The following is a 22,898-nucleotide window of genomic DNA, read 5'->3' on the forward strand; positions in this document are numbered from 1 at the left end:
GGATTTTATGAAAAATGTAATCAGCGTCCGTGATTTGGAAGAGATGCTGCGGCGCGGGCAGGATGTCACCCAACTGCCCGCCGACGCCATTTTGACGCCTTCGGCGCGGGATTTTCTGCGCGATTTGGAGGACAACGGCGGCCTGCGGAAGGCGGCCGCCAGCAGCAGCGGCGGCAGCGCGCGGGCGGCGGCCCCGGCCAAACCGCCCACGTCCAAAAGCCCCAAGGCCGAGCTGGAGGCCTTTTTCAACTCGCCCGCCATTCACGAGTTGAAGGAGAAAATCTGTGACATTGGCCGGCGCATGTGGCAGCGGAATTACGTAGATGGCAACGGGGGCAACATTGCCATCCGCGTGGGCGAGGACATTGTGCTGTGCACGCCCACCCTTGTTTCCAAGGGGTTTATGAAGCCCGCGGACATTTGTCTGGTGGATTTGGAGGGCCATCAACTGCTGGGGGAGAAGAAGCGGACGAGCGAGATTTTGATGCACCTGCAAATCATGAAACGGCAGCCGCGGGCGGTGGCCACGGTGCATTGCCATCCGCCCGCCGCCACGGCATTTGCCGTGGCCAACCTGTCGCCGCCCACGTGCATGATTCCGGAAATCGAGGTGATGATCGGGACGGTGCCGGTGGCGGAATACCGCACGCCGGGCACGCCGGAGATGGGCAAGCTGGTGGCGGATCTGGTGGAGCAGCACAACACCATATTGATGGGCAACCATGGGGCGGTATCCTGGAGCCATGTGGATGTGGAGGACGCGTATTTCAAGATGGAAATCCTGGAGGCCTATTGCAACACCATCGTGATTGGCACGCATCTGGGGGTGCCGCTGAAGACGTTTGAGCCGAAGTACCTGCAGGACATTTTGAAGATCAAGTCCACCCTGGGGATCCCGGATGCGCGCGCGGGGCTGAAGGAGTGCGAGTTGTGCGACAACAGCGAGTGGCGGCCGGGGGTGACCTGCATGGTGCCGCCCAAGGCGGCCGCGGCGGGCCCCGCGCCGGATCCGCAGGCCGAGGCGCTGGTGCAGGCCATCACGGATCAAATCATGAGCCAGTTGCAATGATGCGCTCGCTCGACGCCAAACTGGCAGAGATCAAGGCCAACCCGCGCTCGCGGGCGTTCATTTTGGCGGACGCCAAGGATGCCGACATGGCCTTTGGGGTGCGCGCGCCGGGGCCGCGGTATTATTTGTCGGCGCGCGGGGAGCGGCCGGCGCGCTTCTCGCCGGAGGTGTGGACGCGGGAGGAGTTTGGGTATCGGAATCTGCCCGAGTTTCTGGATGTCATCCGCGAGGTGGTGGCGCAGGGGGTGGTGGACATCATGTTGATGAGCGCCTATGTGAACGAGCAGCTCACGATCAAGGAGGGACTTTTCAAAGACTCGAGCGTGACGCCCGCGGCGCGGGCCAACGACACCACGGACATCTGGGTGGTGCGGCACGGTTGTTACACGCGGGAGCCGGCCCAGCCGTTTCGCAGCGCCACCATTGATCATATCCAGTGCGGCCGGATTGAGTGCGCGCGGGACGGGACGGCGGAGTTTCCCGGCGCCAATCTGGGGTTGTATTCGCTGACGTTTGTGAACCAGTTGGAGCAGGATCGGGAAACGCTGATGTGCTTCAAGGCCTTTCGCGAGGAAGCCGAGCGCAAAAAGTTTCGCTATTTTCTGGAGGTCTTTGATCCCAACGTGCCCAGCGGGATTCCGCCGGAAAAGCTGGGCGAATTTATCAATGACCAGATTTTACGGACGCTGGCGGGGGTGACGGAGGCGGGGCGGCCGCTGTTCCTGAAAATTGTGTATCACGGGCCGCGGGCTTTGGAGGAGCTGGCGCAGTATGATCCCAATCTGGTGATCGGCATCCTGGGCGGCGGCGCGGGGACCACCTACGACGCCTTCAAGCTGATCCACGACGCCCAGAAATACGGGGCGCGCGTGGCGTTGTTCGGGCGCAAAATCAACCATGCCGAGCATCAACTGGCCTTCATTGAGATGCTGCGGTTGATTACCGACGGGCGGATTTCGCCGGAGGAGGCGGTGCGCGCCTATCACGGCGTGTTGCAGGCCAAGGGCATCAAGCCGCGGCTGCCGCTGGAGAAAGATTTGGAGCTGACGGATCAAAGCATGCAGTACGACGGGACCGCCGCCCGGCGGGCCACCGTCCACGTGCAGAACAATCCGCTGGCCGGAGGCAGCACGGCGGCGGCCCCGCCTGCGCCGGTCTCCGGGGAGAAGGCCGCGGCGTGGCCCACCTTCCCCAACGGCGCGCCGAACTTTGAAGCGATGACGGCGGCGCAACGGCGGGCGTATCATCAATGGCGGCTGACGCGGCGGTTTGGCTGAGGCTCAGTCGGGCGCCAGCTTCCGCATGCGGCCCTCCAGCAGTTGCCGCAGCTCCTCACGCTGCTGGTCGCTGGCGTCCTCCGGCACGCGGAGCGGCTCGCCGAGGCGGACGTGGCAGGGGGAAAAGGGCAGCGGCACCTGAAAACGGTCCCAACTGTTCACGCGCCATTTCCAGGCCAGGAGCACATTCACGGGGATGATCGGCAGGCCGGTAATCTGGCCCAGGGCCACCACCCCATCCTGCACCACACAGCAGGGGCCACGGGGGCCGTCGGGCGTGATGGCCAGGTCATACCCCCGCTCGGCCCAGGTTTTCAATTCCAGCATGGCCTGGGGGCCGCGGCGGCTGCTGGAGCCGCGCACGGGCTGAATGTCGGCCAGCTCGAGGACGCGCGCGAGCAGACCGCCATCCTTGCTGGCGCTTACCATTGCCGCCATGGGCCGGGCCAGGCCCCGCAGTTCCAACAATGCCCGGCGCAAAGGCAGGGCCACTGCCAAACGGTTGTGCCAGAGGCAGAAGATGACCGGCCGGCGCTCGTGGGCCGGAACGTTGAGCAGGCCCGAAGCGTCGTCCACCGTCAGGCGCAGGGAGGCCCCGCATCCCTGCACCAGCCAGAACAAGAGGCGCGCCGCCAGGCGGCCGTGCCATTGGACGGTGTGGGGCACCACCACTCCTGAACGCAGGGGACGTTGTCGAAAAGTGGCCAAGCGGCTTCAACCTTTTTTCAAGCAGGCGCGGACCAGCTCCTCGACGGTGGCCGAGGCCCCCAACATGGCCTGCGCGGCGCGGACGGCCTCGTGGGCCTCAACCTGTTTGAAGCCCAGGGCGAGGAGCGCCAGCACGGCGTCGTTGACGCGCTGATCCTCGGGAGAGAGTCCCCGGGCCTCGCTGCTGGCCTCCCAGGCGCCGGCGGCGCCAATTTTGTCGCGCAGCTCCACCACCATGCGCTCGGCGGTTTTTCTGCCCACACCGCTGATTTGGGCCAGGGCCTTGACATCGCCGTTGGCGACGGCGCCGCGAAAGGCGGTCACACTCATGCCGCTGAGGACATTCAAGGCGGTCTTGGGGCCGATGCCGCTGACGGTGTCAATGAGGAGGCGAAACAGCTCGCGCTCGGCCGCGGTCATGAAGCCATAGAGCACGTGGGCATCCTCGCGCACGAGGAGGTGGGTCAGCAGCTTCACCTCCCTGCCCGGGGGCGGCAGCTTGTCATAGGAGGAAAGGGGGATGAGCACTTCGTAGCCCACGCCGTTGACTTCGACGATGGCCTGGGTGGGCAGGGATTCCAGCAGAGTACCGCGTAAAAAGGTAATCATACTCAAATCTTTTTCGGGCCGGCGATGAGGTAGCGGCTGGTCTCCTGCAGATAAGCCAGGGCCAGGGCCAGGGCATCGGCGGCGTCGGGGGCGGGCAGTTCGGCGAGGTGCAACATGCGCTGGACCATGCGGGCGACGGCCTCTTTTTGCGCGGCTCCGTAGCCAACGATGGCCTGTTTCACCTTGCGAGGGGCCAGCTCATAGACCTCGAGGCCGGCCTCGGCCACGACGGCCAGGCTGGCGCCGCGCGCCTGGCCCATGACGATGGCCGTGCGAAGATTTTGCGCATAGAAAAGCCCCTCCACCACGCACACGGACGGATGCGCGTTGGCCACCACCTCCCGCAACGTCCGGGCAATGTGGCCCAGGCAGCGGCTGACGGGCCAGGTGGCGCCGCAGGCAATGGTGCCGTGGGTAATCATGGCGGGGCCATTTCTGGCCTGCCGCACCACGCCATAGCCCGTGCCCCGCAGCGAAGGGTCCACCCCCAGCACCACCAGGCCGTCGCGGGTGCGCGGGGCCGCCGCGGTGGGGGCCACGGCCGGCTCGGGGGTTTTCCGCGGCCGCTGGAGGCGCTCCATCATGCGGGAAAGCTGTTCGGGTTTGATGCCCACAGGGCCGGAGTCTGCCAAAAACCCTCCCCCGGCAAAATAGAAAATATCAGCCCTTATACCGGTCCCGTGGGAGGCGCCATGAGGTTGCTGTGGGGTCTGGGTTGCGTGCCGGCAAGGCCGGGCTGGGGGATGGTTCCGCGGATGAGGCAAGGAATGGCGGAGCTTTAAGCTTGGTTGTGGTGGATTCCGGAAAAGTGGGGTGAAGAGGGGATGTCGGGCCGGGAAAAGACGGATCTCCCCCGGCACGTCCGCCATTGGGCAACCCCTAGGCCATGGGAATGATCAAGGGAATGATTGACCTGGGGCAAAAGTTGATGATGTCGGAGTGGCATGGCGTCTAATGTGCTGGTAATTTGTAGAGATATTAAAGTAAACTAGCGCCGGTGCTGTGAGAAGCCATATGCGCGAAGCGGGCAAACAGACCCTGGATCGCCGGCAGTTTCTGCGCCGCTGGGTGCGGCGCGGGATGCTGGGAGCGTTGACGGCGGTGGGGGTGACGCTCGTGGTGCGGGGGCAGGCCTGTAGCCGGGGAGGGGTGTGCGGGGGGTGTTCCTTGCTGGCCCGCTGCGATTTGCCGCCCGCCCTGGATTACCGGCGCCAATCCACCATACGGCTCCCATGAAGAAGCCCAATCCACCAGCCCAGGAAACGCCCATCTCCCTGACCCGCCGCGGGTTTTTGGGTACGCTGGCCGGGGGTGCCGCCACGGCGGCGGCCGGGGCGGCTCCAGCGCCGCCCCCGTCCAAGGCGAATCCGTACGAGTACAAGGTGGAGCATCTGTTCAAAACCGATCCCAAACATTTAATTTACGAGATGCAAAGCACTTTCCGCCTGCCAGTGGCCGAGGGGCGCCGGGTGGCGGTGGGGCCGGAGGATCAGATTTGGGTGAGCGCGGGCAAAACGTTGCTGGTGTTTTCCGCGCGGCTGGAAAAGTTGCGGGAGATTCAGGCCCTGGATGTCATTCGTGCTGTGGCCGTGGAAGGGGACGGCACGGCGTATGTGGCGGTGAAGGATCATGTGGAAGTCTTTGATCCCCAAGGCCGCCGGCGGGAGCCATGGAACATACCCGGACCCAACGCCTGGTTCACCGGCATCGCGGTGGCGGCAAAGGATGTGTTTGCCGCCGATGCGCGCAACCGGGTGGTGCTGCGATATGACAAGTCCGGCCGGCTGGTTGGGCGATTGGGCGAGAAGGACGCGAGCCGCAAGATTCCGGGGCTGGTAGTGCCGAGTCCTTTCCTGGATGTGGAGGTGGGGCCGGACGGCTTGTTGCGCGTGACCAATCCGGGGCGGCATTTGGTGGAGACGTACACTTTCGACGGCAACCTGGTGAATTCGTGGGGAAAAACCAGCATGGGGGTGGAAGGTTTTTGCGGTTGCTGCAATCCCATCAACATTGCGTTGCTGCCCGATGGGCGGTATATCACCTGCGAGAAAGGGATTCCGCGGGTGAAACGGTACAGCGCCAAAGGTGAATTTGAGGGTGTGGTGGTGGGACCGGAGGCCTTTCCGGAGAGTCTGCGGACGGGCGCGGCCTTGAACAAGTGGGATGGCTCGATGGCCGGGCTGGATGCGGCGGCCGATGGGCAGGGGCGGGTGCTGGTGTTGGATCAGGTCAGCAACACGTTAAGAATTATGACGCCCAAAAAGGCGGGGGCAACCTCCTGAAGTCGTATGAGCTGTCCAGTTAAAATGCCGCAAACGCCAGGGTCGCCGGGAGTGGCCCGGCGGCAATTTTTGCGGGAGACGGTGCGGACGGCGGCGATGACCGGGCTGGGGGTGCTGGTGGGGGGGATGGCCTTGAAAACCAGCGCCGCGAACACGGTTTGGCAGATTGATCCTTATAAATGCACATGGTGCGGCCAGTGTGCCACCGCCTGCGTGCTGCAACCTTCCGCGGTGAAGTGTGTGCAGATCTATCCGATGTGCGGCTATTGCAAGCTGTGCACGGGCTATTTCGAGCCGGAACCCAACGCGCTGAACACGGCGGCGGAAAACCAGCTTTGCCCCACAGGCGCCATCAAGCGGCGGGCGCTGGAGGATCCGTATTTTGAATATTCGATAGACGAGCCGCTGTGCATTGGGTGCGCCAAGTGTGTCAAGGGCTGCACGCTGTTTGGGAATGGCTCGTTCCATTTGCAAATCCGGCATGACCGGTGTGTGAATTGCAACGAGTGCTCGATTGCGGTGGTGTGTCCCGCCCAGGCCATTTCCCGGGTGTCGGCGGACCAGCCATACAAGTTCAAATCCAGGGAACATCACGCATGAAGGATTGGGGTGCAAGGGTCTGGGCAAGGGCGGGACGGTGGGCAAAAATCCTGGCAGTGCTGGCCGGGCTGCTGTGGGCGGCCCATGCGTTGCGGGGCGTGGAGCGATTTCCTCCGCCTGATTTTGAATCCGGTTATACGTTTCCCGCCACCACGGCGCCGCCGCCCCGGGCGGACTTCATGCAGTATGTGGATGTGGCGGTGTTGCTGGGGGCGCTGTCGCTGGCGGCGTACTTTGTGCTCAAACTGCGCTCCCGCAAGCATGTGTTCTGGCTGACGGTTTTTTCGATGGTGTATTTCGGCTTCTACCGGAAGGGTTGCGTGTGCAGTGTGGGTTCGACGCAGGACGTGGCCCTGGCCCTGTTTAACGCGCATTACGCGCTGCCATGGGCCGTGCTGGCGTTTTTCCTGCTGCCGCTGATCTTTGCGCTGTTTTTTGGGCGGGTATTTTGCGCGGCGGTCTGTCCGCTGGGCGCCATTCAAGAATTGGTGGTGGTGAAGCCCAAGACTTTGCCGCCCTGGCTGGAGCACGGTTTGAGCGTGCTGCCGTTCCTTTACCTGGGGGCCGGCATTCTTTTTGCGGCCACCGGCAGCGCGTTTCTTTTCTGCCAGTATGATCCCTTTGTTTCGTTGTACCGGCGGAGCGGGGCTTTTTCCATGTTGGCACTGGGAGGCGCCTTTTTGTTGTTGGGCACCATGGTGGGGCGGCCGTATTGCCGGTTTCTGTGCCCTTACGGGGCCTTGCTCAGCCTCTGCAGCCGTTTTTCCCGGCACAACGTCACCCTGCTGCCGGAGGATTGTGTGCATTGCCAGTTGTGCGATGTGGCGTGCCCCTACGGCGCCATTCGCGAGCCCACGGGCCTGCTGCCCGCGCCCACGCCGCAACAGCTTTGGCGGCGGCGCCTGGCCATGGGCGGGTTGGCGGTGCTGCTGGTGGCGGCCGGTGGCTGGCTGGGACGGCAGTTGGCGGTGCCGTTTTCCAAGATGAACGCCACGGTGGCGCTGGCCGAGCAAGTGGCGGCGGAGGCCACGGGACGGGCGGCGCAAATGACCGACGCCAGCAAGGCGTTTCACGACACGGGCAAGCCGGTGGAGGAATTGTATGCGACGGCGATGAAGATTCGCGGGCGGTTTGCGGTGGGCGGCATGATTTGGGGCGCCTTTGCGGGGCTGGTCCTGGGGTTGAAGCTGCTGAGCCTGGCCCAATTTGATCAACGCCGGTGCGCGTTTGAGCCGGATCCGGGGCAATGCGTCGCCTGCGCCCGATGTTACACGCATTGTCCGAATGAACAGGCCCGCATCAAACGGGAACAGCGGGCGAGAACCATTCCCTTGAGCGCGGCTCCGGCGGGCGCTTCCGTGAATAAAAATGCCTGACCAACCTGCCAACCCCTCCCCTGCCCCGGCGCCCAAACCTCCGGCGCCTGGCGACGAGCATCCATGGAAAGAACCAGCGCGGCGGGTGGCCTGGGTGGCGGGGATTTACTGCGCGATTTTGTCCGTGGCACTCGTGGTGAGTTATTTCCAGAGCCGGCGGGTCAATCCGGTGGATCATCCGCAGTTGGCGCAATGGAAGGCTGCGCTGGTGCAACAACCGGCCAACGAGAAGCTGAAGCAGCAGATACGGGAGCTGGATCTGGAATTGCGGGCCGCGTATTTTCGTTATGTCACGCGAGTGCAACGCAGCGGCTGGCTGCTGCTGGGGGGTGCGCTGGTGCTGTTGCCGGCCTTGTATTTTGCCACGTGGCGCCGGCGGCTGCCGCGGCCGGGGAAGTATGTGGCGCGTCCTGATTTATACGAGCGCGATGCCCGGCTATCCCGCCTGGCCGTGGGTGCCGTAACCGTCGTGGGCCTTGGCGCAGCCCTGTGGGCGGTGAAATCATCCCAGAGCGATTTGGAGGTGGTGCTGGCGAAGAAGCCGGCCCCCGCCTCGCCGGAAAGCCGCGGGGCGCCGTCGCTGGATACGTCCTTCCCCACGCGGGAGGAAATGGCGCGGCAGTGGCCGCGTTTTCGTGGCCCCGAGGGGGCGGGGGTGTCTGTGTTCACCAACCTGCCGGTCAAGTGGGATGGGGAAAGCGGCGAGGGGATTGTGTGGAAAACGCCGCTACCCTATGGCAGTCCCAATTCGCCGGTGGTCTGGAGCAATCGCATTTTTATGACCGGCGGCAATTCCGGCACGCGCGAGGTGTTTTGTGTGGACGCGGATACCGGAAAACTGCTGTGGCAGCAGCCCGTGGGCAAACCGGGCAAACGCCTTCCGCCCGAGGATGAGGAGGGCCGATTCTACGCGACCTCCACCTGCGCCACGGATGGGCGGCGCGTGTACGCGATATTTGAAACCGGCGATTTGGCGGCGTTTGACTTTCAGGGCAACAGCGTGTGGCAAAAAAGTCTGGGCAAACCCGACAATCAATATGGGCATTCGGCCTCGCTGGAGGTGTATAAGAACTTGCTGATCGTGCAGTGGGATCAGGGGGATGAGGAGGCGAAGAAATCGGTGATTTACGCCTTCAACACCGCCACCGGGGCCGAGGTTTGGAAGACGGCCCCGCGGCCGGTCGGGGCGAGCTGGAGCACGCCGATTGTGGCGCAGGCCGGCCAGCGCCTGCTGCTGGTGGCCAATGCCAATCCATGGCTGATGGCTTATGATCCCGACACGGGCGCGGAGCTGTGGCGGGCGCAGGTTTGTCATGGTGAGGTGGCGCCTTCGCCGATTGTTGCGGGGGGACTCGTTTTAACGGCCAACGAGGAGCTGGTGGCCACGAAACCCGATGGTTCGGGCGATGTCACCAAGACTCATGTTCTGTGGAAACAACTGGACGGGATTCCGGACATTTGCAGCCCGGTGAGCGACGGGCAGTATGTTTATTTGCTGACCAGCTCGGGCATCCTGACGGTGTACGAGGTGGCCACCGGCAAGCGACAATACGAGCATGAGCTGGAGATCAATTTCAAGGCTTCGCCCTGCGTGGCGGGCGGGCGGCTGTATTTGTGGGGTGAAGAAGGCGTCACCATCCTGGCGGCAGCGGGGCCGAAGTTTCAGGAATTGGGCCGCAACAAACTGCCCGACATGGTGTTTGCCACACCGGCCTTTGTGAACGGCCGCATCTACGTGCGCGGCAAGACGCACCTATACTGCCTGGGCAGCAAATCCCCTTGAACCGGGCTGTCCGGGGTCATGAACCATGGCCCAGCTCCCACTTTCAGAACGGCTTTGGCGCCGGCTGGCGCTGCTGCTGGCGCTGGGGGCGGCACTGGCGCTGGGGGCGGCAGATTATTTTCCGCCACCGGAATCTCAGGGGGGCTGGCGGGTTTTAGGCAGTGATGAGGAGCTCCGGCGGCTGGGGGGCATGGATCCTGAGGCGTTGCGGGCCTTGAGCGCGTGGCTGCTGCTGAGTGATCAACGCCATTTTGCGGCGGTGGTGGTGCGGCATGGCTACGTGGTGCTGGAGGTGGAGCGCGGCCCGGGGGTCAGAACCAACACCTCGCGGGTGGCGTCCCTTTCGAAGGCCATTTGCGCCACGGTGCTGGCCATCGCATCCGAACAAAGCCAGCAAGGGTTGACACCGCGGCGGATGCGCTTTGGGGATGCCGCGTTTGAATTTATTCCCTGGGCCCAGCCTTTGAGCGACCCGCGCAAGGGACGGATTACGGTGCAACAACTGCTGAATCATACTTCAGGCATCTGCCCCGAGGCCACCGGCGCTCCGAATGATGGGCGATGGGAATACATCCTGGGCCACAGCGGTGATCCCCGTACCGAGCGGCTGGCGTTTGATCCCGGCACGGGTTGCGGCTACTCGACGCATGCCTTTGCCCATGCGGCGCTGGTCTGCGAGACGGTGACCGGCAAGCCCTATGACCAGTTTGCCGTGGAAGCCTTGTTCAAACCGCTGGGGATTGAGCACTGGTGGTTTCAGTATTACGAGGGCGATGAACGACACGGACGGCATCCGTCGCACGGGGTGGGACTATCAGCGCGCGATTTGGCCCGGATCGGCTACTGTTTATTAAGGCAGGGGCGTTGGCAGGAGCGCCAGGTGATACCCGCCTGGTTCATCAAGGAAACGGCCGCCGCCACCCACCAGGTGGAAAGTCTGGAAATGCGCTGGAAATTGCATCCGCGCATTTTCTCCCATGGTTGGGAGCTGCCGGCCCTGCTCAATCCGGAATCGGGCCGCAGCGGGGCGGGCATTCCGCTGGATGCCCGCTCCAAACCCGGCTCCGGGGGGCAGTTGCTGGCGTTTGTGCCCAGCCTGGATTTGGTGGTGGTGCGCCAAACGGGCAGCAGCGGGGAATGGGAGTTCGAGGAATACCTGCGGCGGGCCTGCGCGGCGGTGCGGGCGTCCCCCACCCCGCCTTGAGGCGGTGAGGATATGGCGGTGCCGCTTGCCTGCCTGCGCGAAATCCAGTAGGGTAAAGGGCATCCTGCAGCGCGCCCGTAGCTCAGTTGGACAGAGCAGCTGCCTTCTAAGCAGCGGGTCCCGCGTTCGAATCGCGGCGGGCGTGCCAATTTTTTCCACCCGCAGAAAACCCGGCAGGCGGGTTGCGGGGCGGAAGGCGGGAGGGACAAGGGAATTATGATGCGTAAGGAATCGTTGGAATTTTTGCAAACGCTGGTCAATACGCCCAGCCCCAGCGGCCAGGAGCGGCGGGGTCAGCGGGTATGGTTGAACTACGTCCGGGCGTATGCGGAAGAAACGTTCAGTGATGCTTACGGCAACTGCGTGGCCGTGTTGAACAAGGGGGGCAGTCCCCGGCTGATGCTGGCGGCGCATGCGGATGAGATTGCGATGTCGGTCAATTACATTGATGAGCAGGGGTTTATTTATGTGCGGAAGGTGGGGGGCGTGGATGCCGCGATCATCCGGGCGCAGCGGGTGGTGATCCACACCCGCCAGGGGCCGGTGAAGGGCGTGGTGGGCAACGTGGCGCCGCATCTGACCAAAAAAGATGGCGAGCGAAAACTGCCGAAGATCGAGGATTTGTTCATTGACATCGGGGTGAGCAAGCGCAAGGAGGCGGAGGCGCTGGTGCGGATTGGCGATCCCATCACGCTGGTGGATGAATTTGAGGTGTTGCGCGGGGACATCGCGGTGGCGCGGGCTTTTGACAACCGCATCGGCACCTGGGCGGTGGCGGAAACGCTGCGGCTGCTGGCGGCGGAGAAAAAGAAGCTCAAGGCGGAGGTGTGCGCCGTCTCCAACATCATGGAGGAGGTGGGCCTGTTTGGCGCCCGGCAGATTGCTTATGCGTTGAAGCCGGACGCCGCCCTGGTGGTGGATGTGACGCACGCTACGGATTATCCGACGGTGAGCAAACAGCAGCATGGCGACATCAAGCTGGGCGCCGGGCCGGCGCTGACGCATGGGGGATGCAATCATGCCGCGATGGTGGAGCGGCTGGAGGAAGTGGCCCAAAAGCACAAGATTCCGCTGCAACACGAGGCCATCTCCTCCACCAGCGGCACGGATACGGATGTCATTTTCTGGACGCGCGGGGGCATACCCTCGGCGTTGATCAGCCTGCCCAACCGGTACATGCACTCGCCGGTGGAGGTGGTGAGCCTCAAAGATTTGCAATACATTCCGCAGTTGATGGCGGCCTTTGCGCTGTCGCTGAAGGCCGGTGAACAGTTCAAAATCAGCATCGAATAGTTCCTACCACATGAAAATGCTCGTCAGCACGCTGGCCACCCTGGTGGTTGTGGGAATGGCATGTTGCCTGCCGCTGAATGCTCAGGCAGCGCAAAAACGGATCCCGGTCATCCTGGACACGGACATTGGGGATGACATTGACGACACGTGGGCGCTGGGGATGGTATTGCTCAGCCCGGAGCTGGACTTGAAGCTGGTGGTCACGGACTACGGCAAGGTGAATTATCGTCCGCTGATTGTGGCCAAGTTTCTGGAGGCGGTGGGGCGGACGGACATTCCGATCGGGATTGGCGTGGACGCCAAGGCGCACGGCAGCGGGCCGCAGGCGGCGTGGATCAAGGGCTACAACCTGCACCAATACCCCGGGAAGGTGTACTCGGACGGGGTGCAGGCCATGATTGATTTGATCATGCAATCGCCGGAGCCGATCACCCTGATTTGCATCGGCCCGCTGCCCAACATTGCCGAGGCGCTGAAGCGCGAGCCGCGGATTGCGCAGAAAGCGCGGTTTGTGGGGATGCACGGCAGCCTGCGCGTGGGTTATGGGGGCAACAAACAGAAGGTGGACGCCGAATGGAATGTGCGCGCGGACGTCAAGTCCTGCCAGGAGACGTTTGCGGCGCCGTGGGAGATGACGATCACGCCGCTGGACACCTGCGGGTTGATTGTGCTGCGCGGCGAGCGGTATGCCAGGGTGCGCCAATCGCAACATCCGGTGGCCCGGGCGATCATCGAGAACTACCGGGCCTGGGAGGCGGATCGGACGAAGGGGGACACGTCGGCGGTGGAATCGCGCAGCAGCACGTTGTTTGACTGCGTGGCCATCTACCTGGCCTTTGCGCAGGACTTGTGCAAGATGGAGCGGCTGGGGGTGAAGATCACCGAGGACGGTTTCACCCGCCTTGATCCACAAGGCAAAATGGTCAATGCCGCCACGGAATGGAAGGACCAGGGAGCCTTTGAGGATTTGCTGGTTCAGCGCGTGACCGGCGGGAAATAAGCCGGTGATGACAGCCTCAGGGCAAGGGCCGGCAGGGAAGCCGGCCCTTTTCTTTCCCCGCCGTCATGCCTGTTTGGCGGTTCGGGAAGCAGGCTGTTCCTTGAAGAGCAGCAGGAACAAAGCCAGAATCACCAGCGAGCCGTAGGCCGGCAGGAGCCAGATGTCCCGCCAGTTGCTCATCGGTTTGGTAAGGGCCGCGGGCGGGACGGCGACAAAGTTATTGGCCGGCTTGTAGCTGGACGGTGTTGGGGGCTTGGCGGCGGGGTCCATGACCGGCTCAAAGACCTGCAAGACGGCGACGGGTTTCTCCATGCCCCGGGTCACGGTGGTGATCTCCACGGATACAGCTTCCACAGCGGCCGGTTGCTCCGGCGACACCTTCAGCTCGCCGCCGGGGCGAGCCACGTAAAGATTGGCCGGGGCGCCATTGGTGACGACGGCAATGATCTGGCCAAACATCTGCCGGCCTTGCGCCTCCCAGCGGGCGAAGTTGCCGGTGCCCCAGCTTTCGGCGGGGACGGCCTTATGGCGGGTGGGATGCACCTGGGGGAAGGAGTAACGGTCCACCACCCAGCCGGAGAGGTTGGAGCCGACAAACATGCCGGCGCCGAGCGTGACCAGGGCGATGAAACCCTGGGCCTTGGCCCGGATGGCTTCGTGGGCTTTTTGATCCACGTAGATGTAGGCCGTGACGAAGAAGAAGTCATAGCAGATGCCGTGCAAAATGATGCCCAGGTACAACATGCCCGCCAGCCCCAGGAGGCCCACCAGTTGATCGGCATGCAGACCGCCGGCCGGGATGGCGGCGTTGTCGCCCAAGGCAAACAGGAAGTAGCGCGCCGCCCAGGCCAGCATGCCGACGGCCAGCATCCACTTGACGCCGAGCCGCACGAAGAAGAAGGGCATGACCAGCAGGAAGAAGATTTCCGACATCTGGCCCATGGTCATCTTGCGGGGGATTTGGGAGATGTCCAGATCCGCCAGATAAGCCGGCACGAAAGCGAAGTAGAAAGTGAGGGGGATGCAGAAGAGAAACGCGCCGAGGACAAAAACCAGAAAGGAGCGCTCCTTCAGGAGGCTGAGGGCATCCAGGCCGAGGATGTCGCGCACCGTGACGCGCTGGCCGAGTTTGGCGGGCGGCGTGTGGGGGAGGCTGAGGCTGTAGAGGCCCATCAGCACCGAGACGCCGGCGCCGATGACAAACGGCCAGGGGGTGGTGTTGGCTTTGGCGCCGAGCATGCCAACGGCGAAACCGGCGGTGATCCAGCTAATGGTGCCCAGCACGCGGATGCCGGGGAATTGCTTGCCGGGATCGGTGAGGTGATGAAAGGCCAGGGAGTTGGTGAGCGCGAGGGTGGGCATGTAACACAAGGTATGGGCCATCAAGAGCGGATAAAACGTCGCGAAGGTGGTGGCCTTGGAAGCGCCAAACAAGCACGCGCCGCCCAGGAGATGGAGCGCCGCCAGCACCTTTTCGGTGGCGAAGAACCGATCCGCCACCATGCCGACGAAGAAGGGCGAGATCATGGCCGCCAGGGCGGTGGTGCTGAAGGCCAGGCCGATTTGCTGCCCGCTGAATTGGAGGGTGTCCTTGAGGTACGGCCCCATCGTGACATACCAGCTCCCCCAGATGAAGTACTGGAGAAACATCATCCCCGAAAGTTGCAAGCGCAGTTTGGTGTTCATGTGTGGCCGCAGGTTAAACGGCGGGCAAAGTCAACGCAAGCCTTGAGGCGGCCGACGGAGCTGCCTCATCAAAAAACAACCGGGGGGCCGTCATGCAGCCCCCCGGTTTTGCCGCCCGGCATGACGCCGGGCGCGGAAACCTTATTTCTCAAAGTTCTTGAGGTTCTCCTCGAACATCTCGCGTTCCTGGTCCGATTTGGCATGTTTGATGGCCAGCTTCTGCTGTTTGATGGCCTCCTCTTTTTTGCCGGAGTCAAACAGCGCCCGGGCATAGGTGTCGAGCACGCTGGCGTTGGTGCCGCCGCTGAATTTTACGGCTTTCTCGGCCATCATCAGCGCCAGGGGGATGTCCCGTTCCTTGACGTTGCGATCGGTCAGGATGGCCCAGGAGAAATCATTGAGCAGGCCGGCATTTTTGGAGGGGCTTTCGGCCAGTTTGGTGCGCAAGGAGGCCGCTTTGAGTTTGTCCGGCCGGCGGCCCACCGCCGCGTAGTACTCCGTAAAATCCTTGCGGAATTGGGCATCCGTCTTGTGCTCCTCGAGCGACCAATCCTTGGGCGCCAGTTTGACCAGCTCGGCCTCCATCTTTTTGGCGGAAGCGGGATTTTCCTCCAGGGCCTCATCGTATTTCTCGAGCAACATCTGGAATTGAATGATGCGCGTCACCTCGGCTGCTTTGAACTGGGTGCCATCGGGCATGACGCCGCCCAGTTCCTTGTCCAGGGACTCCAATTCCGCGCCGAGTTTGTCAATTTTCTCCTTTTCCTCGCCTTCGGCCACGGCCTGGACAAATTGCTCGAAAAGTTTCTCGGCTTTGATGCGTTTGCGGGCCTTTTCCAAATCATATTTGCCGTCCACCATGGCCTGGAGGGTTTTCTCCAAATCGGCCATCGGATGGCCGTGCCAGACGATGCGCCCGGCCTTGTCCACGATGAAGGCGTGCGGGATGCCATTGATGCCAAAGGCGGCCATGTAGGCCTTGCTGGTTTTGTCATCGTCATCAATGGCTACGCGGTAATCCATCTGGTCGCCCATCTTGGTGACGAACGGTTTGACGGTACCCTCCTCTTCATCACTGATGCCCACAAACACCACGCCCTTGTCGGCAAATTTTTTCTGGAGCTTGGTCAGATGCGGAATGCTGGCCCGGCAGGGGGGGCACCATGTGGCCCAAAACTCCACCACGTAGATGTTTTTGCCATCCGTGACATCCACGGATTCGCCCTTAATCCATTTGGCGATGGACAATTTGGCGGCCTTATCGCCCAGTTCGGCGGCGGAAAGGGAGGCCAGCCCGCCAGCCAGGGCCAGGGCAAAAGTGAAGGAGAGGAGCAGCTTTCTTTTCATGTGTTTGAAACATCCCGGAGGGATGGAAGGTTTATGTGGCCAATATATTGCAAATACAGGGACAGCTTACCATGCCCCGCCTGCTTGTCAAAGCGGTTTCTTGCACGGCACGTGAGGGAAGTCCCCGCCGATCAGCCTTGGCGCCCAAAGTGGAAGGCTTTTTCGTTGCCTTCGTGCAAATCGGGCGGGAAATTGCGTCGCAGGGCCTGCAGCCAGTTTTCCAGGGGGATCATGTCCAGGTGCCGGCTCAAGCGGCCCAACAGGGCCACGTTGAGGGCCTTTTTATTGGGCAGGCGGTTGACGTCCACACTGTCGGGGGTGATGAGCACGCCATCGGGCTTGAGGAGATGGCGGTTGACCTCCACCTGATCCGGGGCCAGCACCAGCAGATAATCCGCCTCTCCGGGGGCGACCATGGGGCTGAAGACTTCGCGTCCGAAGCGGACATCGCTATGCACCGAGCCTCCCCGCTGGCTCATGCCATGCACTTCGCTCTTTTTGACATCCAAGCCAGTGGGGAAGACGGCGTCCACGAGGATGTCGGATGCCTTGAGGACGCCCTGGCCGCCCAAGCCAGCGATGACGATGTTGATGACCGCCTGGTCAGAGATTACAGGAGCATTCACAAGCAGCTTGCGGTTGAGACTGGGGTTGGTTCAGGGTTTCAAATTTTTTCAGATCTTTGAGCAGCAAAATGCACGGGCGCCGCGCCACAATGACGGCGGTCTGGCCGCTGTCCAGGCAATCGCGCAACAAGGTCTCGAATTCGTCCGAGCCGGCCCGTGGCTCCACGACATGGACGCGATCCACGCCCGAGGCCCGGCAGATGTCTTCAATCACCAATTTGCGGGCCGGTTCATGGTTTAGCAGGCGCCCGGTGCCGGGATGCTCCTGGCGGCCGGTCATGGCGGTGGTGTAATTGTCGAGAATCACCACGACATGGCCGGTGGGCGGGCGGTTGTAGGCCATGTCCACCACGCCCGTGATGCCGCTGTGCACGAAGGTGCTGTCCCCGATGACACTGATCACGCGCCGGGCCTGCTCGGGCGGCAGCACTTTACGCAAGCCCAGCCCCACGGTGATGGCCGCTCCCATGCAAACGCAGGTGTCCATGGCTTCAAAGGGCGAGAGCACGCCGAGGGTGTAGCAGCCGATGTCGCCTGCCACGATTAAATCCATCTTGCGAATCACCTGAAAGACCAGGCGGTAGGGACAGGCATCGCAAAGTTGCGGCGGCTTGCCGGGGGGCTTGGGAGGCTCCGGTGAGGTGTCCCCCGCCAAGATGCGCCGGACGCGAGCCACATTCAGCTCGCCGAAGCGGTACATTTCGGGCTTGCCCTCCACCGGCACGCCGGCGGCGCGCAGGGCATCCACGAGATAGGGGTCGCCCTCCTCCACCACCAGGCACCGCTTGACCGAGCGCGCAAAGGCGGCAATGCGCTGCATCGGCAGGGGGTAGGTGGTGGACAGTTTCAAAAAGGATGCACCGGGCGCCGCCTCGCGGGCATGCATGTAACTAATGCCGGAGGTGATGATGCCCAAATCGGGGCTGGCTTTGATTTCGTAGTTCAACGGGCTGCTTTCAAAGTGCTGCTCGATTTCCTTGAGCCTGGCCCGCAGGCGCACATGGGCGGGGCGCGCATAGGCCGGGATCATCACGCGGCTTTTAATGTCGCGCACGAATTGCGGTTGGGAGGGCGGCACCGGCGGCCGCGGCGTCACGGGCGTCTTGCTGTGGCACACGCGCGTGGTGACGCGCAGCAGGACCGGGGTATGAAAACGTTCCGAGAGCTCATACGCCGCGCGCGTAAAATCGTAGGCCTCCTGCGAGTCGCTGGGTTCCAACATGGGCACGCCGGCGGCCACGGCATAATGCCGGTTGTCCTGCTCATTCTGGCTGGAGGCCATGCCGGGATCATCGGCGGAAATGATGACCAGCCCGCCGGTGACGCCGGTATAGGCGGCGGTGAAGAGGGGATCAGCCGCCACGTTCAAGCCCACGTGCTTCATGGTGGCCAGGGCGCGCCCGCCGCCGAAGGCCGCGCCGATGGCCACTTCCAGGGCCACCTTTTCGTTGGGCGACCATTGGGCGTTGCCGCCCAGCTCGCTGAAATATTCCAGAATTTCGGTGGAGGGTGTGCCCGGATAACCGGCGCCCAACTGAACGCCGCAATGCAGGGCGCCCAGCGCGATGGCTTCATCGCCACTTAACAATAAACGCTGTGCATTATTCATGTCGCAACAAGACGGCAGGCAAGGTAGGGAGGGAACCCCTCGAGCGCCAGAAAAAAAGTGTGCCAAACGGTAAATTACCGGGTTTTTGCCCTGTTCAATCGCGGGTATCGCTCGTACTGCCCCAACCGAATGGTGGCCGGCGCGGCGGGAACGGCATGGGTGGGCAGGCGCACGATGGCTTCCTCGGCCTGCCGGGCCAGGGCCGAATCGGGATACAATTCGATAATCCGGCGCAGCGCCGCCTGGGCCGCTGCGGTGTCGTGCGCCAGGCGCAGGTGGAAATCTGCCATCATTTGCAGCCAATGGGCGACCTGCTTGGGCGGCACGTGCGGACAATTCACCAACTGCTCGAGTTGCCCGACCGCCAGGTCCAGCCGCCCCAGTTCAAGGCCATAGACCTGGGCCAGCCGCTCCCGCGCCGCCAAATCCAGCGGATGCTGCTCCAACTGGCGCACCAGTTCCTCGGCCTCCTCTTCCGGGGATTTGCTCGGGATGCGCTCCTCGGGCCGGAGGGGCCGCAGTCCCAGGTCGCGCCGGGCGTGGGGCACTTTGATGACGCGCCGCTGCTCGGGCTCCAGGAGCACGGAGGCGGGTTGCAGATGGGCAAGCCGTTGGGCGGCCTGCAGGGCGTATTCAGTGTTAGGCAGCAGCTCGGGCACCAGCTCGAGCACCCGCCGCGCATCGTCGTGGTTTTTCTGCACTGAAAGGTACCAATCGGCGAGGGAAAACAACGCAAAGGCCCGGGCGGATGGGGGTTGCTGGGGGTGATGCGCCATTTTCATGGCCCACGTCTCCGCTGCCTGCAAATCCGCCAGATCCAGCGCGTAGATCTCGGCCATGAGCATGTGGCCGGTGAAGTCGTGGGGGAATTTTTCCAGCTCGGCCCGAATCAAGCGCAATGCCTCCTCCGGCTGGCCTTGGGCCCGCCGTGCGCGCGCGTGCGAGTACACCGGCTCAGCCAGCGGTTCCTCCCTGCCGCCCGTGTACAAGACGCCAATCCAATCGCCCACCAGATTGACGATGGCAGGCGTCCAGACCAGCGCCAGTCCCAGCCCCAGCAGCAGTGCCAATGCGACCGCAAACACCCTGACGAAGGGATGATGACTTGAGGCTGATTCGCCCACGAGGGGCAGTGCGCCGATGAGCAATACCGATGTAATGACCCACTTGGACAACAACCCCAACGGCTCCGGGCTGCGCCGCAAGGCCCGCCAGAAAAGACACCCCAACACGCCCAGCGACACGACCAGCATCAAGAGGCTTAAAGCCACCTTGTACCATGGCATGTTTGCGGGCTCCACACCGTTAATAAAACATAGTCCGCGCCCCCGTGCCAGCCATTTCCGGGACGTTGCCTGCCCTGCCCCGCCCTTCCCTGCCCTGCTGGCGGCCGACAGCCCCAACGTGGGCTTGCGGGGTGCGCCCTGATGCTCTACGATGGCCGAGTGATGGGCGTTCCCCGGGGCTGGATTCAGGGTCACGGAGCGCCCCTTACGAGTTGCGCCCCCATAGCTCAAATGGATAGAGCAGCGGTTTCCTAAACCGTTGATCCTGGTTCAATTCCGGGTGGGGGTACCAGACTGATAATCAAGGACTTACAAAAGACTTATCCCCTCGTGAGGACGCATAATGCCAAATTACTTAACAATTTCTTGACAGATTGTTGGGCGCTTTATTGTACACAGCCGCAAGTCGGTAGCGGGTGGACGGGTATCCCGGGGCTAGGCACAACAAAGTGACTGGTGCAGTGTCACCGTCATAAGGCCACCGCCCTGGCAGGGCCCTACCCCGCGCCTTCTGTGCTTGGTCTGCGGCCAGGGATGTCAGCAGGCGCGGGTGGCCGACCCTCCCCGCCGCGGCCTGAGCGCGGCTAAATTTCCTTCTCACCGTTTGTGCGGGACAGCCTAGCAATTACTGCTGCCACAAGGAAAGGCCATTAAGTGTGTTCTTCCACAAAATGGAGAATACTATCAAGTTTCGGTGTTGCTCTGGACATTCACAAACCGCCTGAACTTGCGAAGTCTCCCACTTGCCGGAGTCCGGCCAACGTGGCGGGAACAACACTTGAGTGCGATTGCAGCGGCATTTCGCCTGACTCCACGGCCAGAGCGGATACACGACTGAGCATGCAAACCCATCGGCTCCGTTGAGCATCATGTGTCTTTTCCACACGCCTTCGACTGTCCCCAGTCGGACGCCATTTTGAATCACCTCGGCGCTGCCTTTCTCCCATCTCAAGAAGTGAGCTTCAAGGCCAAACAGCCTAAGATGGCTGATCTCCTTTTCGCGACCGATAGCACGACGGGACAAGGAGCCGACACCTACATCTTTTCCCAGCTTCACGGCCAATTCGACATCTACTCCCCAAATGCCACCTGAGTTCCACGTCTGTAATTTTGAGTAGTGTAGAGTTCCAAAATCCAGAAACTGCGGCCGAATCGAAGCATCACTCGCCATGCTTCGGTCAGCTTGTTTGGGCAACATTTCTGCCAGTCGATAGATTTCTTCTTTCAGCTTGGGATGAAGCCGTTCGACAATTTCACGCAAAGCAGGCGCATCCATAGCCTGTCAAAGGTCAAAACACTGCCTGTATTCAGGCCCCGGGGTCTTGAATGTGAACAGCAGAGCATCCACCGTAAGGCTGGTGCTATAGCCGCTACAGATTTTGAACGGCCCCCATCCGTTCTTCGGGTCGTAGCACCGTGTCAGGGAAATTTGGGCCTGGCCGGTTCCATAAATCCCCATGCCACCTGACAAGACAGTTGTCCATTGACCAAACACACGATGTTGAAGTGAGCCACTCAGGTTGGCTCCGACATTGATACCTCCCGTGATGTCCAACGACAGGCATACAGGCGCTCCGATGAGAGCGTCACTTCCGCTGCACTTATCCATATACCAGTTGCCACTCGCTGAACCGCTGCCAGTCGCAAACAACTGAAATCCCAGCCATCCTGAGATACTCACCCTCCAATTCCCCATCTCTTCAGCATCACCCCACTGCCAAGGGCCACCTCTCAATGAGCCGGATGCATTCAGCTTTACCGAATACTTCTCGTCTTGGACCTTGCGCCCGTTGCCGCAGCACTTGTCGCACGCCTCGTAAGTGACTTCTGCGGAAAAACCATAGCTATAACTCACTGGACCGAGCGATCTACCGCCAGAGAACGCTAGGTTCTTATTGGAAACGCGGTAGCATTGAAGACCACAGGCATCGACAGCACTGATGGGATCGTTGTAAACAAAACCGTAGAGGTTCAGTCCCCCTTTCTCTCCGATGGGGTCTCTGTTTGGCCACCTACCAGTGGTGGGATTGTAGTAGCGGTGGCCGTAGTAGAGGAGGCCGGTTTCCCAGTCGTGGTATTTGGTGGAGAAGAGGTAGTTGAAGGTCTGGGAGAGGAGGCCGGTGGCGCGGAGGAGTTCGCCAAAGGGGCCGTACTCGCATTGCGCCGCCAACAAGCCATCCGCCCCCCGCACATAACCCATCACGTTCCCATTCCCATCATAAAACGGAAAATACACCCCTGCATCCGGCCCATTATGAATCACCGTCGCCAGCAACCCGCCCACGCTGTAATCACCGTTCAGAGGAGAGGAATCTTGTGGGATGGGATTTGCCTCCTCCCTGGCCTCATACGTGCCGATGGTTCCCCACGCTTGCATGGTTTTCGGCTGACCCGGAGCCAATATCCCCCCAAACCTCTCTTCGTTCAAGGCCATTCATGGGGATAGGGAAATGCAAAATGCAAAGTGCAAAATGAAAAATGCAAAACCGGGGGGGACGGAGGCGAGGTGGGTGAAGCTGGCGCATGCCCAAGTCCCAACGGCTCAAGTGCCAATTACCGGTTTGTGGTTAGGTAGAGGGAAAAGGCCAAAGTTGAATCAAGGTTTTGTCAAGCAACCCGGGATTTCAGGGGACTGCGAGGGCAGTAATCTTTTGTAAGTCCTTGATTATCAAGTGGAGCCAGCGGTCGGATTTGAACCGACGACCGGCGGTTTACAAAACCGCATTTTGCCTGTCTCTCATTTTCGCGAATAGTGTACTTATATTGCTGATATACAGTCATTTACGAAGGCATTTTTGAAAACCGCATATTTCAATAATCGCGACAATTTTAGCAACATTTTGTCAAGTTTTGTCAAGTTGCACTTGACAAAACCGTTCCAAAACCGCTTGCCAGGGGTACAGTTTGAAACCGCTTTGACTAGAGTTTTGGGGCAAAAAAATATCCGGCCAGGTAATGAGCCTGGCCGGTTGCCGTTTAACGCCACGGTCGCGGGCTTATGTCTCCTGGCCCACGCCCAGACCGGGGGCTAGGCCGTCAAAATCAGGGCGGCCCGCGCCGTGCTTGCCGGTTTGACCGCCAGCAAAACGTCATACGACAAAAATATCGCCCGGTTGTTGGCCGCCGCCCAAACCACCGATAGA

20 protein-coding genes and 2 tRNA genes are annotated in these 22,898 nt (G+C 61.8%); 12 read left to right on the forward strand and 10 right to left on the reverse strand.

From position 1 onward, the window contains the following. Positions 1-7: 7 nt before the first annotated feature. Complete coding sequence (locus tag N3J91_03700) at positions 8-1,069, forward strand: class II aldolase/adducin family protein (protein MCX8155551.1); 1,062 nt, start codon at positions 8-10, stop codon at positions 1,067-1,069. Next, entirely contained in the window at positions 1,066-2,346 is a 1,281-nt protein-coding gene (locus N3J91_03705) for a hypothetical protein (protein MCX8155552.1), read from the forward strand. Before N3J91_03700 ends, N3J91_03705 begins: the two co-directional genes overlap by 4 nt. A gap of 3 nt (positions 2,347-2,349) precedes the next feature. Here the strand turns inward: N3J91_03705 and N3J91_03710 are convergent, their stop codons facing one another. Genes N3J91_03710 through ruvC form a run of 3 tightly spaced genes read right to left on the reverse strand, consistent with a single transcriptional unit; the run spans position 2,350 to position 4,277 of the window. Next, positions 2,350-3,054 (reverse strand): lysophospholipid acyltransferase family protein, encoded by a 705-nt coding sequence (locus N3J91_03710; GenBank protein MCX8155553.1) that lies wholly within the window; start codon positions 3,052-3,054, stop codon positions 2,350-2,352. 6 nt (positions 3,055-3,060) lie between these two features. Next, positions 3,061-3,663: a Holliday junction branch migration protein RuvA gene (gene ruvA, locus N3J91_03715; protein ID MCX8155554.1), complete on the reverse strand. Its 603-nt coding sequence runs from the start codon at positions 3,661-3,663 to the stop codon at positions 3,061-3,063. Between the two features lie 2 nt (positions 3,664-3,665). Next, positions 3,666-4,277 (reverse strand): crossover junction endodeoxyribonuclease RuvC, encoded by a 612-nt coding sequence (gene ruvC, locus N3J91_03720; GenBank protein ID MCX8155555.1) that lies wholly within the window; start codon positions 4,275-4,277, stop codon positions 3,666-3,668. Between the two features lie 388 nt (positions 4,278-4,665). On the opposite strand from ruvC, the gene N3J91_03725 reads away from it, so the two are divergent. The 9 genes from N3J91_03725 to N3J91_03765 all read left to right on the forward strand — a co-directional run bounded on the left by N3J91_03725 (position 4,666) and on the right by N3J91_03765 (position 13,201). After that, the gene (locus tag N3J91_03725) at positions 4,666-4,899 is read left to right on the forward strand and encodes a hypothetical protein (GenBank protein ID MCX8155556.1); all 234 of its coding nucleotides are present in this window, start codon (positions 4,666-4,668) and stop codon (positions 4,897-4,899) included. Beyond that, positions 4,896-5,945 (forward strand): twin-arginine translocation signal domain-containing protein, encoded by a 1,050-nt coding sequence (locus tag N3J91_03730; GenBank protein ID MCX8155557.1) that lies wholly within the window; start codon positions 4,896-4,898, stop codon positions 5,943-5,945. Before N3J91_03725 ends, N3J91_03730 begins: the two co-directional genes overlap by 4 nt. 6 nt (positions 5,946-5,951) lie before the next feature. Continuing rightward, positions 5,952-6,545: a ferredoxin gene (locus N3J91_03735; GenBank protein ID MCX8155558.1), complete on the forward strand. Its 594-nt coding sequence runs from the start codon at positions 5,952-5,954 to the stop codon at positions 6,543-6,545. A 56-nt stretch (positions 6,546-6,601) separates the two neighbouring features. Then, the gene (locus tag N3J91_03740; protein ID MCX8155559.1) at positions 6,602-7,921 is read left to right on the forward strand and encodes a 4Fe-4S binding protein; all 1,320 of its coding nucleotides are present in this window, start codon (positions 6,602-6,604) and stop codon (positions 7,919-7,921) included. Then, positions 7,914-9,704: a PQQ-binding-like beta-propeller repeat protein gene (locus tag N3J91_03745; GenBank protein MCX8155560.1), complete on the forward strand. Its 1,791-nt coding sequence runs from the start codon at positions 7,914-7,916 to the stop codon at positions 9,702-9,704. Before N3J91_03740 ends, N3J91_03745 begins: the two co-directional genes overlap by 8 nt. 25 nt (positions 9,705-9,729) lie before the next feature. Then, a complete protein-coding gene (locus tag N3J91_03750; GenBank protein MCX8155561.1) occupies positions 9,730-10,908 on the forward strand; it encodes a beta-lactamase family protein in 1,179 nt (392 codons plus the stop codon). Positions 10,909-10,979: 71 nt separating this feature from the next. After that, positions 10,980-11,056: transfer RNA gene (locus N3J91_03755), tRNA-Arg, on the forward strand. 68 nt (positions 11,057-11,124) lie between these two features. Next, positions 11,125-12,201 carry a M42 family metallopeptidase gene (locus tag N3J91_03760; protein ID MCX8155562.1) on the forward strand — a complete coding sequence of 359 codons (1,077 nt, stop codon included), beginning with the start codon at positions 11,125-11,127 and terminating at the stop codon, positions 12,199-12,201. 10 nt (positions 12,202-12,211) lie between these two features. After that, positions 12,212-13,201, forward strand: coding sequence for a nucleoside hydrolase (locus N3J91_03765; GenBank protein ID MCX8155563.1), 990 nt, complete (start codon positions 12,212-12,214; stop codon positions 13,199-13,201). A gap of 63 nt (positions 13,202-13,264) precedes the next feature. Here N3J91_03765 and N3J91_03770 read toward each other — a convergent pair whose 3' ends face one another. The 5 genes from N3J91_03770 to N3J91_03790 form a co-directional block, all read right to left on the reverse strand. Continuing rightward, positions 13,265-14,887, reverse strand: a complete 1,623-nt coding sequence (locus N3J91_03770; protein MCX8155564.1) for a nucleoside permease — start codon at positions 14,885-14,887, stop codon at positions 13,265-13,267. A gap of 141 nt (positions 14,888-15,028) precedes the next feature. Next, positions 15,029-16,234: a redoxin domain-containing protein gene (locus tag N3J91_03775; GenBank protein MCX8155565.1), complete on the reverse strand. Its 1,206-nt coding sequence runs from the start codon at positions 16,232-16,234 to the stop codon at positions 15,029-15,031. 131 nt (positions 16,235-16,365) lie between these two features. Then, complete coding sequence (locus N3J91_03780; GenBank protein ID MCX8155566.1) at positions 16,366-16,860, reverse strand: indolepyruvate oxidoreductase subunit beta; 495 nt, start codon at positions 16,858-16,860, stop codon at positions 16,366-16,368. Further along, entirely contained in the window at positions 16,838-18,469 is a 1,632-nt protein-coding gene (locus N3J91_03785; GenBank protein MCX8155567.1) for a thiamine pyrophosphate-dependent enzyme, read from the reverse strand. Before N3J91_03785 ends, N3J91_03780 begins: the two co-directional genes overlap by 23 nt. A 74-nt stretch (positions 18,470-18,543) precedes the next feature. After that, complete coding sequence (locus N3J91_03790) at positions 18,544-18,759, reverse strand: hypothetical protein (protein MCX8155568.1); 216 nt, start codon at positions 18,757-18,759, stop codon at positions 18,544-18,546. 1,212 nt (positions 18,760-19,971) lie between these two features. On the opposite strand from N3J91_03790, the gene N3J91_03795 reads away from it, so the two are divergent. Continuing rightward, positions 19,972-20,047 (forward strand) — tRNA-Arg (locus N3J91_03795). 333 nt (positions 20,048-20,380) lie between these two features. Here the strand turns inward: N3J91_03795 and N3J91_03800 are convergent. After that, positions 20,381-21,031: a hypothetical protein gene (locus N3J91_03800; GenBank protein MCX8155569.1), complete on the reverse strand. Its 651-nt coding sequence runs from the start codon at positions 21,029-21,031 to the stop codon at positions 20,381-20,383. A 6-nt stretch (positions 21,032-21,037) separates the two neighbouring features. Continuing rightward, the gene (locus tag N3J91_03805; protein MCX8155570.1) at positions 21,038-22,189 is read right to left on the reverse strand and encodes an RHS repeat-associated core domain-containing protein; all 1,152 of its coding nucleotides are present in this window, start codon (positions 22,187-22,189) and stop codon (positions 21,038-21,040) included. Positions 22,190-22,898: the final 709 nt, after the last annotated feature.

This window comes from Verrucomicrobiia bacterium, from assembly GCA_026414565.1.
GTDB lineage: Bacteria > Verrucomicrobiota > Verrucomicrobiia > Limisphaerales > Fontisphaeraceae > Fontisphaera.